Origin of the sequence: Pyxidicoccus xibeiensis, from assembly GCF_024198175.1 — a bacterium.
In the GTDB taxonomy this organism is placed as follows: domain Bacteria; phylum Myxococcota; class Myxococcia; order Myxococcales; family Myxococcaceae; genus Myxococcus; species Myxococcus xibeiensis.
Genome location: NZ_JAJVKV010000001.1, coordinates 1209032 through 1223645 on the forward strand (window position 1 = coordinate 1209032; position 14614 = coordinate 1223645).

Below are 14614 nucleotides of genomic sequence, written 5' to 3' on the forward strand. Positions count from 1 at the left end.
ATGTGCTGGAGCCGCTGGGCCCTCGCCTGCAGAAGCGCACCGTGCTCAAGGAGCAGGACTTCTACCGATTCGACGTCTTCACCTGTTTTGGCTGCGGCGGGCGCCGCAGGGGACTGGCGGTGCTCAAAGGCCCCGGCGTCAAGGAGGAGTTGAGGCACCTGGGGTGGGGCCAAGGCGGAATGCGCGCTCACCCGCTCATCGAAACCCATGGGAGAGGTCGCTGCTCGTCAGGCGGCTGACTGAGGCGACCTCATGCAGCGGCCTCCAGCTCTGCTGGCTTCGGCGGGGGGTACTCCGTCCCATCGCGCATCATCGCGAAGAGGATTCCAGCCAGCCGTCGCGCCAGCGCCACCACGGCTGTCTTCTTGCCGCGCCTGGCGGCAATCCGTTCGGCCCATTCTCGCAGGTGCGCCGTCTGGGGTTCTTCCCCACAGCAGCCAGAGGGCCACCTGGACCCGCAACCCGAGCACCCGCTCGTTGCCTGCCTTGGTGATGGGGCCTTTGCGCTGCTTCTCCCCGCTACTCCTCTCGCTGGGGACCAGGCCCAGGTACGCCTCCACCTGATTCCACGTCCGTGGCTGGCCGGCCGCTTCATCTCCTCGATACGTAGCCAGGATGTGACCTATGTGCTGACCGTTCGGCCGCGAGGAAGGACGCAGGGCCCGCCGTACCGCGAACAGGTCTACTCGCGGTAATGTTCGCAGGCGCCAGAGTGCAGCTGCGTACCGAGTTCTGAGAACACCTCAGGGGCCCGAAGACCATGGCGAAGAATCCGAGAGAATCGCAGCCGATCGACGCGTATCTGGAGAGCCTGGAGGACCCGGCGGCGAAGAAGACGCTGGGGGCGCTGCGCATGCAGCTCCGGAAGCTGCTTCCAGGCGCCACGGAGACCGTCAGCTACCGGATGCCCACCTTCAAGGTCGACGGCAACGCCGTGGCCGGCTTCGCCTACCTCAAGACCCACTGCGGCTACACCACGTCGAAGAGCGGCATTTCCTTCCCGCCCGACAAGCCGCTCCCGGCGAAGCTGGTGAAGACGCTCGTGCAGGCGCGGCTCGCGGAGATTGCCACGAACGGGAAGAAGCCCTCGGCCACCAAGAAGAAGGCGGCCGCGAAGAAGGCGCGCATTACCGACCGGGTGACTGACAGCGCCGTGAAGGAGGCGACCGGGCGGGACTGGAAGGGGTGGATGCGCGCGCTGGACACGGCCGGTGAGTGCCGAGGTGCGCGAGCACGGGTCCGGGGTGCTCGAAGGACTCGCGAAGGAATGACGACGGAGTCACGAGAGATGCCAATGCCGCTCCCAGCATACCTGCAGCACGCCTCCATCATCGGTCGTCCGGTCGTGCACCGGTGGGGACCGGGTGACGCGATGGCGTCGTTTGGCAACACGAACCGGACCGTCGAGAACAAACTCGCCGCGCTCTCGTTCCGCGCCCTGCTCGGGTTGGCGGCGGCGCTCGGAGAATGGATGCACCGCAGGTTCGAACACCTGCACGACGACACCGAGCTTCGCCTCGCCATCGAGGCAATCTGGGCCGCGTCCATCGACTGGCGCTACCTGAAGCTCGACACGATGCGCTTCCCCCAGGACGACGTGAGCCCGATCCACGGGCCGTTGCAGTCCTTCAAGTGGCAACTCGTGCAGGCCGCAGACCTCTTCTCCGAGCTCGACTTCGGACTGGTGCGTTACCTGCGCGGGGACGCGAACCTCGTGCGCTTCGTGCTGCCGGACGACAAGGCTTTCCAGGCCTGGTTCAAGGCGGTGCTCGTGCGCCTGCCCGTGGAGTCGGTCCCGCCTGCCAGGAAGACGGGGCATGCCGACCCTGGAGACGTGGACGACGACCTGCTCGGTGTCGCTGACACCTTGTGGGGCACGCCGCTGCCCCGGGAGGCCTTCGATCCTGGCTTCGAGCTCTCCGGCGTCGACCGCGCCGCCCGCATCGACGCCATGCTGGCGGCCATCGCCGCAACGCCCAATCCGTATCTCCGCACAGCGGCCGAGCTGGCCGCGATGGGCTTCGCGAGCGCACCCTACCGGTATTCGAGGCCCTGACAGCTCCGGCGCCGAGGCCATGCTCGCCTCGGCGCCGGGAGCGTCCCGAACCTCAGTGCGTCCAGGCGCCCGCGAAGCGGTGGGAACCGTTGATGAGGCCCCAGCTGTCGCTGGGGAGGTGGCGAGGAAGCAGCGCGCTGCGCGGTGGGACTGGGGCGACGGTGCTGAAGCGCCGTTTCGACTTCGACGTCTTCACCTGTCCTGGCCGCTGCGGTGTGGAGGCACCTGGGGTGGCCCACCGTCCCCTTGCCCCTGGCCTCTGCACGAGGCCCGCCCCAAGGGCATTGGCTGCACTGAAGGGCAGAGGCCCCCCGACACTTCGGTTTCAGCGCCACCGGCGGGGCCACAGATTGGACCGGAGCACGGGGGGGAGCGCCCGGCGGGGCCTCCCTCCGGTCCCCCGCCATGCGGTCGCCCGCTCAGGGCACGCCCATCACCCGGCCCTCGAGGGTGTGCGCCTGGACGACGGGCTCCAGCTTGCTGACCAGGCGATGGTTCAGGTGCCGGCGCACCTCCTCGGGCACGGTCTCGATGAAGCCCCGGCGTCACACGCGTCAAGGGCATTCCGGAGCCCAGGACACCGACGCGCGACAGCCTCCTGCGCCTACTTGGACTCGACCCGTCCGAGCGGGTGGGCTGCGCCCGTCAGCGCCCTTTGCGCTTCCCGCCAGGCGGAGTCTCCGGGGTAGAGCTGGGTGCGGAGGTAGGCCCAGATGAGAAGCTGGACGGCAGCCACTCGCTCGGGGTTCTCGTCCGTGGTCTCGGCGACGTCGTATCCCGAGACTCCGCCGAGCCCGTGCTCTGCATCGAACAGGGTGACCAGGGACTTGGGGCTTGGGGCGAGGAGGTAGGGGTCGGCGTGCCAGGCGGCGCCCGCGACCGTCAGGTGGGCAGAGTCATCCTTGTCGCCGGCGACCACGAGCGCGGGCGTCGTCATCCTGGAGAAGTCGATGGTGGAGAAGAATGCGTAGTTCTCCGCTGCGAACTTGCTGAGGGCATCGCCTCTGCCCGGCGCGGCGAGCAGCACGCCCGCCTTGATGCGGGGCTCGGAGAGGTTCACTTCCGTTCCGTCACGGAGCTCCTTGTGCCGCGCGCCAAGCAGCAGGCTCGCGGTGTGCCCGCCCATCGAGTGCCCGACGACGGCCACCCGGCTTCGGTCCAGGCGCCCGGCGAGCGCGGGGAAGGCGCGCTCGATGGCGTCGAGCTGGTCGAGGATGCGACTCATGTCCTCGGCCCGCGAGCGCCAGTACAGCGGCGCATCGGGGACATCGGCGCCGAGGGTGAGCGTCTTCGAGTCGAGATGGGTGGGCTGGATGACGACGAAGCCGTGGGCCGCCAGGTAGTTGGCGAGTGGGGCGTAGCCGTTCAACGAGGAGAGGTGGTTGGAGCGGCCGTGGCCGTGCGAGAGCAGGATGATGGGCAGCTCGCCTCCGGTCACGGGCGCGGAGACTCGCACCTGGAGAGCGACAGGACGGCCGGGAGCTGGCAGGACGATGGGGCTTATCGAGAGGACCGGCGTGGGTGCGCTGGGGGTGCTGGCCGCGGGAGTCGGTTGGCTCATGATGTGGATGTCCTTTCGTGGGCTCGCCCCCGTGAAAAGGACCGGAGACGAGTGCGCGGACTATGTGGCGCGTCGCGCTCCGTGGCTTGGAAGGACCGGACATTTCATCGCGCCTTCAGCGCCGCCTTGAACGGCCGCGGTGGACGCGCGACAATACGCAGATGCAGCGCACGATGGACCCTGCCGCCTCGACGTTCTCGCTCTCCCGCTTCATCGAGGATGTTCGCGATGTCGTGCCAGTCGCTGGACGCGCAAGTCACGAACGGCTGCCCGACGGAAGAACCATCCTTGTCTTTCGAGTGCTCGAGGAAGGGAGGAAAGGAGATGTGTGCGTCGCGGGCCCGCGAACGCGGGCGCATTTCAAGAACGCAACCGGCTTCGCGCGGGCGGTCGTCCTTCAGTTCAAGCCAGGCTGGTCGGCGCCGCTCCTGGGCGTGGCAGCGAGTGCGCTGACGGACCGCATCGTCCCGCTGGAGGACATCTGGGGCCGTTCGGGCGGCGACCTCTGCCACGAGCTCCTCGCGGCGCGAAGCCTGCCGGAGATGCTGGACCGAGTCTCCCACGCGGTCGCCCTTCGGACCCGCCAGACCTCCGACCCGGCATCGGCACGGCTCGCTCGCCGCGCGGTTCGCTTGCTGGAAGGTGACGAGGTTCGGGTGGAGAGCGTGGCGAAGCAGCTTGGCGTCACGGCGCGGCATCTTCGCCGCGCCTTCACGGAGAGCGTCGGCATCGGGCCGAAGGACTTCGCGCGGGCCGCTCGCCTTCAGCGTGCCGTGGGGATGGCGGCGACCTCGAAGGACTGGGGACACATCGCCGCATCCGCGGGCTATTACGACCAGGCGCACCTCATTGCCAACTTCCGGGAGCTCGTCGGGCTCACCCCGGGTGCCTTCCTGAAGCGTGAAGGTGCTCGCGGAGCTGTAGCCGACCGGCTCCGCGACCTCGGCAACGGTGACGCTTCGCCGTGCCCCGTCCCGGTGCAGGCATGACCCGGCCGGGGAACCCGGCGGGCCCGGACGTCAGTCCTGGCCCTCGGGAGGCGTGACGGCGTCCGGGTTCTGGAGTGGCCACGGGACTGCCCGCGACCACGCCCGCCCAGACGCGTGTCTGCTTTCGCCCGGAGTTCCTGGGCCCTACCTCGGACCGTCCCTCACTCGAAGGTAATGACGAAATTGTTCCAAGGACCCAAGTTGAGGCTGGTGGTGGTGGCGTTCAGCCTGCCACCGCCGCCGTTCTCGGCCACCACGTAGCGGGTGTTGGCGAGATCGAGCGTCGCCAGGGCCACGGTGTCTCCGGTGCCGATGGTGAGGAGGCCCGTGCCAGCCATCTTCCAGATGCGGAAGGTTTCATAGTCGCCAGGCGCCGTGGGGGTGGCTGTCATCGCCGAGCCGCCACCGTTCACGGCCATGACATAGTTGCCGTTGGACGTCTGCAGGTGGACGAGGTCGCCGGTTTGCAGCTCGAAGCCGTTGCGGTCCACCAGTCGGAACCTCTCCCAGGCACCCACGGCGGTGCGGTTGACGTCCACCATGGCGCCGCCGCCGAGCTCGGCCACCACGTAGTAGCCGCCCGAGGAACGCAGGGAGATGGTTCTCGAGTAGAGACGCGCCACGGTTGCCGCGTCCGTGATGCTCAGCGCATCGCGCTGCCCGATGGCCTGCCCCCCCAGTGTCTCGATGGTGGGCAGCCCGTTCCTCGAGAACGCCGTCCTGGGGTAGTGCATGATGGAGCCGTAGTCATAGCCGAGGATGTCGTCGCCGTCGGCGATGTGCTGGTCGAAGTTGAACGCATCGCCCGCGATGATGTTCTCGTACCGGATGTTCACGTACGCATTGCGGTCCTCGCGTGACTGCTCGTGCCAGAGGCCCAGCGCATGTCCGATTTCATGGATGACGTTGCCCGTGGTGCACGTGCCAGCCAACGACACCGATTGCTTGCCACCAATCCGTCCCACGTGGGCACTGCACCCGGGGCCTGACTGGAAGTGAACGTAGTCCGGGTAAAGGGCTGCGTTGAGCACGGTGCGTTGCACGAAGCGCAGGTGCGTACGCGCTTGCCAGTGGTTGATGGCGTCCGTGATCCGCACCTGGTTTGGCAGGGCCGGGTCGATGCTGTAGGGCACCTGGGAGTCGGGCCAGCGAAAGTTCGCCCCGGTGATGGCCACGCCCTGGGCCTGGACTCCCAGGGCGTCGAGGCCGCCCCGGGCCTTCACCGCGCGCACGCGCGCCTCCATCTCCTCCACCGTGCCGAGGACCATGTCTCCCTCGAGGATGGCCAGTCCATCCACCTCGGCATACTTCACCGGCACCAGCTTCCCTCTCGCGGCATTCCAGGCGTAGCCCTCGCGAACCGGGGCGCCAGCCGGCACCCTGGCCAGTTCCGGGTCCAGACCGGGACGCGACTCCAAACCTTCCTCACCACAGGCGGTGAGCAGCAGGCAGGGGATGAACAGTGCTACCAGAGCAGCCTTCGATGTGCTTCGAAGCATGGTGCCTCCTTTCCGGAGGGCATTCCGGGGAGGGCGAAGATAACCATATGACACTGACGTCTACTGAAAGCATTTGAGCCCCTTCACTAAATCGTGGCATGTCCCGGTGCCTCGCTGAATGGAAGAGCATGCGCTGTGTCTGTAGTTTTCGGATTACCTAGGCGAACGGGACCATGTGGATTACCCGTATATGTCATGGCTCTTGAACTCGGGTTCCAGGAGTAACGGCAGTTTGTGGCAAGCCATGACTCGCGCCCATGGATGGGGGTCAGAGCTGACGCCCCAGCAGGCGCTGCGGAGGTGCGGAGGGAGCAGCGCGCTGCGCGGTGGGACTGGGCGACGGTGCTGAAGCGCCGTTTCGACTTCGACGTCTTCACCTGTCCTGACTGCGGCGGGCGTCGGAAGGGACCGCGGAGGCAGACGGCGGGGGGCCGCGCACCAATCGAGGGCCACGGCCCGCCAGCATCCAAGAGGGGCGCACAGTGGGGGGGCTACCGGACGCCGCGGTGAAACAGGCCGCCCATTCCGCCTATACGTTCCGGTCAGTCGATTCTGAAGCCCTGCTGGAAGGTGAAGGCATACAGCGTGGTCCCGACGAAGCCCGTCAACATGTTGCCCTCACAGGTGGAAGTTGACACGGCCACTCGAGGATTGAGCAGCTTCTTGTTGATGATGATCATCTTCCCGGTTTCTTCCAGCTCAAGCTCGATGTCTTCATGCGAGAAGATGGAGTAGGGCTGCTCCCGGGTCACACCGTTCTGGGTAACGGAATAGACCCGGTTGCTGAAGAGCTGGTGGCCCTTGCTGACCTCGCTGAGCAGGCGGGCGGGCATGGTGATGATCTCGCCGGTGGTCGGGTCGATGACCAGTCGTGCTGGCTTGAACGTGAACAAGAAGCTCGTGAAGGATGAGCTCACGGGCTCGGTCGTCTCTGTGGCCGTCTTCAAAGACACACCTGTGATAGTGATGAACCGGCCACCGCCCTGCAGCACCCAGTTGAACTGGCTCTGCGTCAGGGATGTGCAGGGTTGCGCGGATGCCACGGAACTGAAGAAGAGGGTGACCGCGAAGAGGATGACCGCGAAGCAGTGGGTAGGCTTCATGACAGAACTCCGCCGGTAGATGGACTCCCCCGCTCGTAGCGCCGGCACACGAGGCGACGGGCAACCGCATCCTGCATACTAATGCCTTTTTAGCTGCTTCTGTACATCGGCTGCTGGATAGACACCTGTTGTGGCCCACGAGGTCCGCCACCAGGCGCGATGTTGATGCCGACACTGGCAGCGGAATGGTGTTGCCAGGATTGAACTACCAGGCATGAGGCCTTCCCCGCACGGTCTGCGCTCAATTCCTGACTGCGATTTGAGCACCGGAGGCGCGCAAACCCCTCCTCACGGAAGCCAGGCTGCGTTCTCAACCCTCGTACTCGGAAACAGCGGCGCCTGGCGTGGGGCGTCGCCTCTGTGAGGCTTCGATTCCCGCCGCCTCCAACGGCGCGGAGCACGCCTGGAACGTCCGGGTGAGCCTCGCGATGGTCGCCCGGCGGCGCGTCGGTTCCCCTGGTCAGGACGGGCAAACGGCTGGATGATGACGGAGCTGCGGCCCCGGGGGGACTGACCTTTTGCGAACCATTGCCTTTGCCTGCGCGCTCCTGAGCCTGCTCATCCTGGCGGGTGCGACCATCGCGGGCGGCCTGGCCTACCCGGGCTACGACCATCTTCGGCAGTACATCAGTGAGCTGGGGGCGACGGGCGCGGAGACCGGACCGGCGGTCAGTCTCTCCTTCATGGTCTCGGGCGCCCTGCTGGCTGCCTTCTGGCTGATGTGCGCCGGCCTGTTTCCGAAGTCGCCGCTGCTGCTCGTCGGCTTCGGCCTCAGCGTGCTGAACGGCCTCGGCTTGTTCTTCAGCGGCGTCTTCCGCTGCGACTTCCGGTGCTCGCTGGAATCGCCCAGCAGGGCGGCGATGCTGCACGAGCTCCTCGGCGGGCTCGGCTATCTGGCCGGGCTCGTCGGGGTCCTCGTCATCGGCCTGGCGATGCGGAGCCGCCCCGCCGGCCGCGGCCTGTTCAACGTCGCTCTGCTGTGCGGCGTGCCGGCGGCCATGGGGCTCGGGTTGCTCCAGCCCGCCTTCGAATTCTACGGCGCCGCGCAGCGGGTGGTCGAGCTCTCGCTGGCCGTGTGGACCGTGGCCGTCGCCCTTTTCGTCCGCCGCCCTGCCGGAGCCGTCGGATGACTCCGTCCGTCGCCTGCGCGACGTCATCGGCGGCTCGGTCGTGCATCGGGTCCAATGGCACCAGCGGCGCCCCTCCAGGCCTGCATGACGGCCTCACGGCCACGTCAGCATCAGCCCTACTCCGCCCGGCGCGGGCACCAGCCGCGCGGTGAGCTGTCCATCCAGCCGCGAGTTGAGGAACCACAGCACGGCGTCGAAGGCGAAGAGGAAGCCTCCCTGCACCAGCAGGCTCTTCCCCCACCCGCGCAGCCGCTCTGAGTCCTTGCGCAGCCCGCGCTCCCACAGGAACGCGCCGAAGGCGAGGTAGCCCACGTCCAGGCCCGTGTTGAGCAGGAGCAGCTTCTCCATCTTCTGCCCCTCGGCGAGGCTGCGCGCCAGGTCCCACGTGGCCGGCTCCGCGGTGGCCTGCCCGTGGTAGCCGAACCCGGCGATGGCCAGATTGACGACGTTCCACGCCGCGTTGGCCTGGAAGAAGGCGCGCTTCTCACCCTCGGTGGCGAAGTGTCCCGCCACGCCGGTGCCGATGTTCAGCACCGCCCAGCCGAACAGCACCCCCATGGCCACGCGGTTGAGGTGCACGGCCTCCGCGTTGTGCGCGGCCAGCCACTCGCGGGCCGAGGGCGCAGCGGGCTCGGGTACCTGTTCCTGGGCCACCACGGGCAGCGCCAGGAAGAGCAACCCCAGGACGAGGCTGGAGCGCACGCTACGGGACAGCGGGGACATGCGGACCTCCGAGGACGCAGTCAGGACGCCGCTCGGATGTCCGAAGGTCTTCCGCGTCGCGCGCCATTTCCGTGCGCTCCGCCCTTTTCGGGCTCAGCGCTTGCGGTCGGTGTCGTCGCTCACCGGAGGTGACTGGCGCGCGGGCTCGGTGCCTTCCTGGGCCCCATAGCCGCCAATCCCCTTCTGGAGGATGCGGTCCACCCCCGCGTCCTCGTCGATGACCTCCCCGCGCTGCTCGCCTTCCTGGTGCCGCGCCTGCTTCCGGAGCTCCTCGGCGCTCTGCGCGTCCGTTCGCTCGTCACCCTTCACCGGCTTGCCCTTGTTGTCGGCCATGTCGTTCCTCCTCTGGCGACAAAGGTCCGAATCCACACCCTGCGGGACAAGGCACCAGGCGGGGCTCCACAGCCCGCTCCCTCCACCAGGAGGCGCCGCAGGGCCGGGAAGAAACGAAGAAGGCCCCCGTCCACACAGGGACGAGGGCCTTCGGAGCGCAACCCAGGTGGGCGCGGGACTCAGCTCTTGTACTTCACCGAGCAGCCGTACGGCGTGGTGGTGGCGGCGGGCACCGGCTTGCCGGACAGCACCGCGTCCACCGCGGTCTTCACGTGGTTGACCTTCTTGTCGCTCTTGCCGCGCGGGTCGTCGTCGATGGCGCCCGCGTAGCGAACCACGCCCTCGGCATCGATGATGTACATGTGCGGCGTCGTCTTCGCGCCGAAGGACTTGCCCACCGTGCCGCTCGCGTCCTGCAGTACCGGGTAGATGAAGCCCTCCGTCTTCTTCCAGGCCGCGGACTTGTCCGGCGTGTTGTGCGCCGTGGAGTCCACCGCCAGCCACACCACCTTCTTGGCGTCGAAGCCCTTCAGCGTGTTGGCCATGGTGTCGGCGTCATAGTGCCGCTTCACGAACGGGCACTCGGGGTTGGTCCACTCGAGCACCACGACCTTGCCCTTGTACTGCGCCAGCGAGTGCTCCTTGCCGGCCTCGTCCTTCAGCGTGAAGGCCGGCGCGGGCTTGCCCACCTCGGCGTCCGCGAAGACGGGGGCGCCCACGAACAGCGTACCGAGCGCGAGTGCGGTGAAGACAGGCTTCATGGCGTTCCTCCTCAGGTTGGGACAGCGAAAAGACACACTTCAGGGCCGCGGGAAGCCCGCGGCACAGACGATGCTCGAGCCCGCCACGCGCTTCATCGGCGAGCACTCCGCCGCGCGCTTCACGGCGTCCACCACCGCGTCCGTGGTGAGCAGCTCCGACAGGACCTCCGGCTTGTCCGGAGCCCCGGGGCTCAGCACCAGGTACATGGGCACGCCCGCGCGGCCATGCTCGGCCAGCTTCGCGGAGATGCGCGCGTCCCGGCGCGTCCAGTCGGCCACGAAGAAGGCCACCTGGTGCTCGACGAAGGCGGCGCGCACCTCCTCGCGCGCCAGCACGGTGCGCTCGTTCACCTTGCACGTGAGGCACCAGTCCGCCGTGAAGTCGATGAACACCGGCTGCCCGGCCGCCAGGGCCGCGGACACCGCCGCCTCGTCCCACGGCTGCGCCTGGGCCACCGCGGAGGACACCGGCCCCCGCGCCGCGGCGGCCGTGTCGAAGCGCAGCGCCGTCACGCCAGAGGCGACCAGCACCACGAGCGCCACCGCCAGCGTGGCCCACCTGCGCCCGCCGTCCTGCGCCTGCGACTGGCCGTACAGCCACGTGCCCAGCCCCACCGCGACGAGGAAGGCCAAGAGCCGCGCCATGCCGTCCACGCCGGCCAGCCCGCCCACCACCCACACCAGCCACACGGTGGTGCCCAGCAGCGCGAAGCCCAGCACCTGCTTGAAGCGCTCCATCCACGCGCCCGGCTTGGGCAGCCGCTTCGCCAGTCCCGGCACCAGCACCAGCAGGCAGAAGGGCAGCGCCAGGCCCAGGCCCAGCGCGGTGAAGATGGCGAGCACCGTGACGGGCCCCGCCGCGAAGGCGAAGCCCACCGCCGTGCCCAGGAGCGGCGCCGAGCACGGCGTGGCCAGCACCACCGCCAGCACGCCCTCGCCCGCGCTGTGCATCAGGCCGTGGCTCTGGTCCACCTTGCCCGCCAGCGCGGTGCCGTCCATGCCCACGTTGAAGACGCCGAAGAGGTTGAGCGCGAAGGCCACCAGCACGCCGCACACCGCCGCGACGAAGAGGGGCTCCTGGAACTGGAAGCCCCAGCCCACCTGGGCGCCGCCCGCGCGCACGGCGAGCACCGCGCCCGCCAGCAGCAGCAGGCTGCCGATGATGCCGCCCGCGTACGCCGCCGCGTGCGCGACGACGCGGCCCTTCTCCTGCTGCACCATGCGCGTGAAGCCGTACGCCTTGAGCGCCAGCACGGGGAACACGCACGGCATCAGGTTGAGCAGCGCGCCGCCCAGGAACGCGAACAGCAGCGCCAGGCCCAGGCCCACGGAGGGCGTGGCGGCGGCGACGGGCGACGGGGCCGACGTGGCCACCGGCTTCACGGCCGCGATGCTGTCCTTCACCGAGGGCGGCTTCACCACGGCGGGAGCCCCGGCCACGGCGCCGCCGGCGGCCACCACGCGCGCCAGCGGCACGTCCACCGCCAGGGGCTGGTAGCCCGACGCCTTCGTGCCCAGCAGCAGCACGCCGGTGAGGCGCGGCGCCTCGGCCGGCGCGTCCGGCTCCGCCTTGCCCTTCAGCTTGAACCGGCCGCCGCCCGTGGACGTGAGCGCCACGCGCTCCACGCCGGGGATGCGCTCGGGCGTGAAGAAGTCGCCCTCCACCGCGGACAGCGCGGCGCCACCCGGGCCCGTCACGGTGACGGTGCCGGTGAACTCCCTGCCGGCGGTGAGCGTGTCGCCGTCCAGCGCGAGCTGCACGGTGTGGCCGGTGTCCGCCACCGGGCGCGGCACCTTCGCCTGGGCCGCGTCGAACGTGGGCGCGAACTCCGCGTCGCGCACCGTCTGCGGGCCCAGGGGCACGCTCCGGGTGAGCATCAGCTCCGCGGGGATGCAGTGCACCTCGCACACCAGCGCCTCCACCGCGGCCGCCAGCATCAGCGAGCCGGTGGCGCTCTCCACGGCGCGGGCCTGGGCGAAGAGGAGCACCTCGTCGGCGTAGCCGTGGGTGACGATGAAGCCGTCGGGCGTGCGGAAGGTGTGCGGGTAGGGCCACTGCAGCGGCCCCACGGTGGTGCCGGGCGTGTCCCAGGTCACCTCGGTCTCCAGCCCCGAGTCGCCCGGGTTCTTCCAGTAGATGTGCCAGCCCGGGTCCATGCGGAAGCGCACGCCCACGCGGAACGTGTCGCCCGGCTTCACCTGGGTGGCGTCCACCAGCAGCGCGGCCTCGACGCGCGGGTCTCCCTCGTCGGGAGCACTGGTGCCCACCGCCGAAGGGGGCAGCTCCGCCCACGCCACCGCCGCCACCAGGAGCACACCGGCAACTCCGGCCTGGCCGAGCCTCTTCACCTGCTGACGCTTCATGCGCCTCCCGTTAACCCACTGGAGGCCGGGCCGCCAGCGAAGGGCACGTGTCTCCCACACGGATGAACCATCCGGGCAGGCGGGCATTCCCCGCCGCCAGGATGCCTGACACTCCCAGATACGGAGCCGGAGTCCAGGCGGTTACAGGTGTGGAGCGGCCCGCCGGACCTCCGGGAGAGGCAGGCGGGCGGGCGGCGCGGCTACTCCTCGGTCTTCCAGGGCAGCAGCGCCGGTACGGGGGCGGCGGGGCCCACGCGGCTCATGGTGATGCGGGAGACCTCGGAGTGCGCGCGGCGCATCACCAGGGCGGGGAGCTGGTTGGCGCGGCGCTCCACGAAGCGGCGCAGGTCCGCCAGCCGCTCCACGTGGCGCTGCGCGGACAGCTCCGGCGCCCCCAGCCGGGCGAGCCGGTAGAGGGCCATGTCGGCGGACTCCAGCGCCCGCTCGGCCGCTTCCTGGTGACGGCGGCCGAGGGCCTTCCAGGCGGCGGACTCGGCGGCCGCCAGCTCCAGCTCCGCGGACACGGCGCGCACGTAGCGGCCCTGCTCGCTCTCCGGCAGCACGCGCGTCACCGGGACGGTGATGCGGCGCGTGTCACCGTGCTCCGTGTAGGAGGTGGACACGCCCAGGTTCCATTCCGCCGCCCCCAGCTGGCCGGAGAAGAGGACGCGCCGGGGGAAGGCCTGGGACACGGCGCCGAGGGCGGCGCTCATGGAGTCCCCCTCCACGCGCGCGGGGTAGCGGTGGCGGCAGCGCAGGTCGGCGAAGCCCGAGGGCAGCACGTGTACGCGCGCGTCGGACACCACCTCGCCGAACAGCTCCGCGCCCAGCTGGCCCACCGCCATGGGAAGGCCCTCCGGGTCATCCACGTGGACGAAGCCGGTGCCCGAGGGGCCGGTGAGGGCCTCCAGGATTTCGGGCAGGTAGTGCCGGCCCAGCCCGAGCGCGTGCAGCGAGACACCGGACTCGGCCACGCGGGTGCCCAGCGTCTTGAAGTCCGGCAGCTGCGACGAGCCGACGGAGGGCTCGCCGTCGGTGAGCATCAGCACCTGGGGCCGGGCGCCGGGGACGAGGACGCGGCGCACGGCCTCGGTGGCGCGCTCGACGGCCTCGTGCAGGGCGGTGCCCTCGCCGGACTCGAGGCGCGAGAGGACCTTGAGGAACGCGGCCTTGGCGCCGGGCTCCATGGCGCGCATGGGGAGCACCTGCTCGGGCTCGGCGTCGAAGGTGAGCAGGCCCAGGTAGTCACGCGGGCTGGCGCGGTCCACCAGGGCCTGCGCGGCCTGCACGGCGGCGAGCAGCGGCACGCCGCGCATGGACGCGCTGCGGTCCAGGGCCAGGTTGATGGCCACCGGGGCGCGGGGCGCGTCGGCGTCCGCCTCCAGGGTGACGAGGAGAAGCACCTCGCGGCCGTGCTCGGCATCGCGCTCCACTGCCCAGGCCGTCTGCTTCATCCGTACTCCCCCGTGCGCTCACGAGGCATTGTGCCGCGAATCACTCTGCGGGGAATGACGTCCCCCGCCACCAGAAGTCTCATGGGCCACAACGCCGGGAAGCGGGGGCTCCCAGGGGAAAGGCTTCAGGCTCAGAGAATGTCGGGAGTCGCGCTTCCGGGCAAGAGGGGCCGCCTGCACCCGGTGCGAACACGGACCTCGGGTTCGTGCACACGGACTGCGCGTCCCTGCCAGTGTGGGTGTGTGGATCTTCCGGATGAAGCGGGCCGGCGCCTCGTGGAGGAGGGCCGTGCCAGGTGGGCGTTCAGACCCGGGAGCTCACCGTGAAGGGAGCCGCCGCTCGGGCCTCGTCTGCCTCGTGCCAGGTGCCACTGGAATGCCCCCGCGCTGGCGCGGGCCGCGGGGGCCCCGTGCTACTCCGCCGCTTGCCAACCGCCCCACGCTTCCTCGCCGTAGCCCCACATCCGACCGCCCGGGCCGCCCTCCACTTCACTCACGCCCTCGCGCTCCGCGTCGTCACCGCGGTCCACATAGGGAAGCCCCTCGTCGTCCATGTACGTGGTGTCGTCGTGAACCATGCTCGGCTCCTTCGGGCGCTCCGCCTTGGGAAGTGGACGGCCTCTTCGGCTCGCCTCTTCTTG

At 69.5% G+C, this 14614-nt stretch carries 13 protein-coding genes; 3 read left to right on the plus strand and 10 right to left on the minus strand.

Features of this window, described 5'->3' with window-relative positions:
- Positions 1-227: 227 nt before the first annotated feature.
- Positions 228-704 carry a transposase gene (locus LXT23_RS49550; protein WP_407692874.1) on the minus strand — a complete coding sequence of 159 codons (477 nt, stop codon included), beginning with the start codon at positions 702-704 and terminating at the stop codon, positions 228-230.
- 56 nt (positions 705-760) lie between these two features.
- Here LXT23_RS49550 and LXT23_RS04880 point away from each other — a divergent pair, with 56 nt between their 5' ends.
- Positions 761-2056 carry an iron chaperone gene (locus tag LXT23_RS04880; RefSeq protein ID WP_253978887.1) on the plus strand — a complete coding sequence of 432 codons (1296 nt, stop codon included), beginning with the start codon at positions 761-763 and terminating at the stop codon, positions 2054-2056.
- Positions 2057-2660: 604 nt separating this feature from the next.
- Here LXT23_RS04880 and LXT23_RS04885 read toward each other — a convergent pair.
- Positions 2661-3617: an alpha/beta hydrolase family protein gene (locus LXT23_RS04885; protein WP_253978888.1), complete on the minus strand. Its 957-nt coding sequence runs from the start codon at positions 3615-3617 to the stop codon at positions 2661-2663.
- A 161-nt stretch (positions 3618-3778) separates the two neighbouring features.
- Between LXT23_RS04885 and LXT23_RS04890 the strand changes: the two genes are divergently transcribed.
- Positions 3779-4606, plus strand: coding sequence for a helix-turn-helix domain-containing protein (locus LXT23_RS04890; RefSeq protein ID WP_253978889.1), 828 nt, complete (start codon positions 3779-3781; stop codon positions 4604-4606).
- A gap of 161 nt (positions 4607-4767) precedes the next feature.
- On the opposite strand, the gene LXT23_RS04895 is transcribed toward LXT23_RS04890, so the two are convergent.
- Together LXT23_RS04895 and LXT23_RS04900 are read right to left on the minus strand one after the other, a co-directional pair.
- Positions 4768-6105, minus strand: coding sequence for a M12 family metallopeptidase (locus LXT23_RS04895; RefSeq protein WP_253978890.1), 1338 nt, complete (start codon positions 6103-6105; stop codon positions 4768-4770).
- Positions 6106-6647: 542 nt separating this feature from the next.
- On the minus strand, positions 6648-7208 hold the full coding sequence (locus LXT23_RS04900; RefSeq protein WP_253978891.1) for a hypothetical protein: 561 nt from the start codon (positions 7206-7208) through the stop codon (positions 6648-6650).
- A gap of 518 nt (positions 7209-7726) precedes the next feature.
- Here LXT23_RS04900 and LXT23_RS04905 point away from each other — a divergent pair.
- The gene (locus LXT23_RS04905; protein ID WP_253978892.1) at positions 7727-8338 is read left to right on the plus strand and encodes a DUF998 domain-containing protein; all 612 of its coding nucleotides are present in this window, start codon (positions 7727-7729) and stop codon (positions 8336-8338) included.
- 93 nt (positions 8339-8431) lie between these two features.
- On the opposite strand, the gene LXT23_RS04910 is transcribed toward LXT23_RS04905, so the two are convergent.
- The 6 genes from LXT23_RS04910 to LXT23_RS04935 all read right to left on the minus strand — a co-directional run bounded on the left by LXT23_RS04910 (position 8432) and on the right by LXT23_RS04935 (position 14551).
- Positions 8432-9061 carry a DUF6992 family protein gene (locus LXT23_RS04910; protein WP_253978893.1) on the minus strand — a complete coding sequence of 210 codons (630 nt, stop codon included), beginning with the start codon at positions 9059-9061 and terminating at the stop codon, positions 8432-8434.
- 93 nt (positions 9062-9154) lie between these two features.
- Positions 9155-9394 (minus strand): hypothetical protein, encoded by a 240-nt coding sequence (locus LXT23_RS04915; protein WP_253978894.1) that lies wholly within the window; start codon positions 9392-9394, stop codon positions 9155-9157.
- A gap of 179 nt (positions 9395-9573) precedes the next feature.
- Complete coding sequence (locus LXT23_RS04920; RefSeq protein WP_253978895.1) at positions 9574-10155, minus strand: thioredoxin family protein; 582 nt, start codon at positions 10153-10155, stop codon at positions 9574-9576.
- Between the two features lie 39 nt (positions 10156-10194).
- Positions 10195-12519: a protein-disulfide reductase DsbD family protein gene (locus tag LXT23_RS04925; RefSeq protein WP_253978896.1), complete on the minus strand. Its 2325-nt coding sequence runs from the start codon at positions 12517-12519 to the stop codon at positions 10195-10197.
- Positions 12520-12719: 200 nt separating this feature from the next.
- Positions 12720-13973: a vWA domain-containing protein gene (locus LXT23_RS04930; protein WP_253978897.1), complete on the minus strand. Its 1254-nt coding sequence runs from the start codon at positions 13971-13973 to the stop codon at positions 12720-12722.
- Between the two features lie 413 nt (positions 13974-14386).
- On the minus strand, positions 14387-14551 hold the full coding sequence (locus tag LXT23_RS04935) for a hypothetical protein (RefSeq protein ID WP_253978898.1): 165 nt from the start codon (positions 14549-14551) through the stop codon (positions 14387-14389).
- Between the last annotated feature and the right edge of the window lie 63 nt (positions 14552-14614).

Excerpts from the sequence above, each read along its gene's own strand:
- LXT23_RS04890 (WP_253978889.1), top strand. The coding sequence starts at position 3,779 with ATGCAGCGCACGATGGACCCTGCCGCCTCGACGTTCTCGCTCTCCCGC.
- LXT23_RS04935 (WP_253978898.1), bottom strand. The coding sequence starts at position 14,551 with ATGGTTCACGACGACACCACGTACATGGACGACGAGGGGCTTCCCTAT.
- LXT23_RS04930 (WP_253978897.1), bottom strand. The coding sequence starts at position 13,973 with ATGAAGCAGACGGCCTGGGCAGTGGAGCGCGATGCCGAGCACGGCCGC.
- LXT23_RS04885 (WP_253978888.1), bottom strand. The coding sequence starts at position 3,617 with ATGAGCCAACCGACTCCCGCGGCCAGCACCCCCAGCGCACCCACGCCG.
- LXT23_RS04895 (WP_253978890.1), bottom strand. The coding sequence starts at position 6,105 with ATGCTTCGAAGCACATCGAAGGCTGCTCTGGTAGCACTGTTCATCCCC.
- LXT23_RS04925 (WP_253978896.1), bottom strand. The coding sequence starts at position 12,519 with ATGAAGCGTCAGCAGGTGAAGAGGCTCGGCCAGGCCGGAGTTGCCGGT.
- LXT23_RS04910 (WP_253978893.1), bottom strand. The coding sequence starts at position 9,061 with ATGTCCCCGCTGTCCCGTAGCGTGCGCTCCAGCCTCGTCCTGGGGTTG.
- LXT23_RS04915 (WP_253978894.1), bottom strand. The coding sequence starts at position 9,394 with ATGGCCGACAACAAGGGCAAGCCGGTGAAGGGTGACGAGCGAACGGAC.
- LXT23_RS04880 (WP_253978887.1), top strand. The coding sequence starts at position 761 with ATGGCGAAGAATCCGAGAGAATCGCAGCCGATCGACGCGTATCTGGAG.
- LXT23_RS04920 (WP_253978895.1), bottom strand. The coding sequence starts at position 10,155 with ATGAAGCCTGTCTTCACCGCACTCGCGCTCGGTACGCTGTTCGTGGGC.
- LXT23_RS04900 (WP_253978891.1), bottom strand. The coding sequence starts at position 7,208 with ATGAAGCCTACCCACTGCTTCGCGGTCATCCTCTTCGCGGTCACCCTC.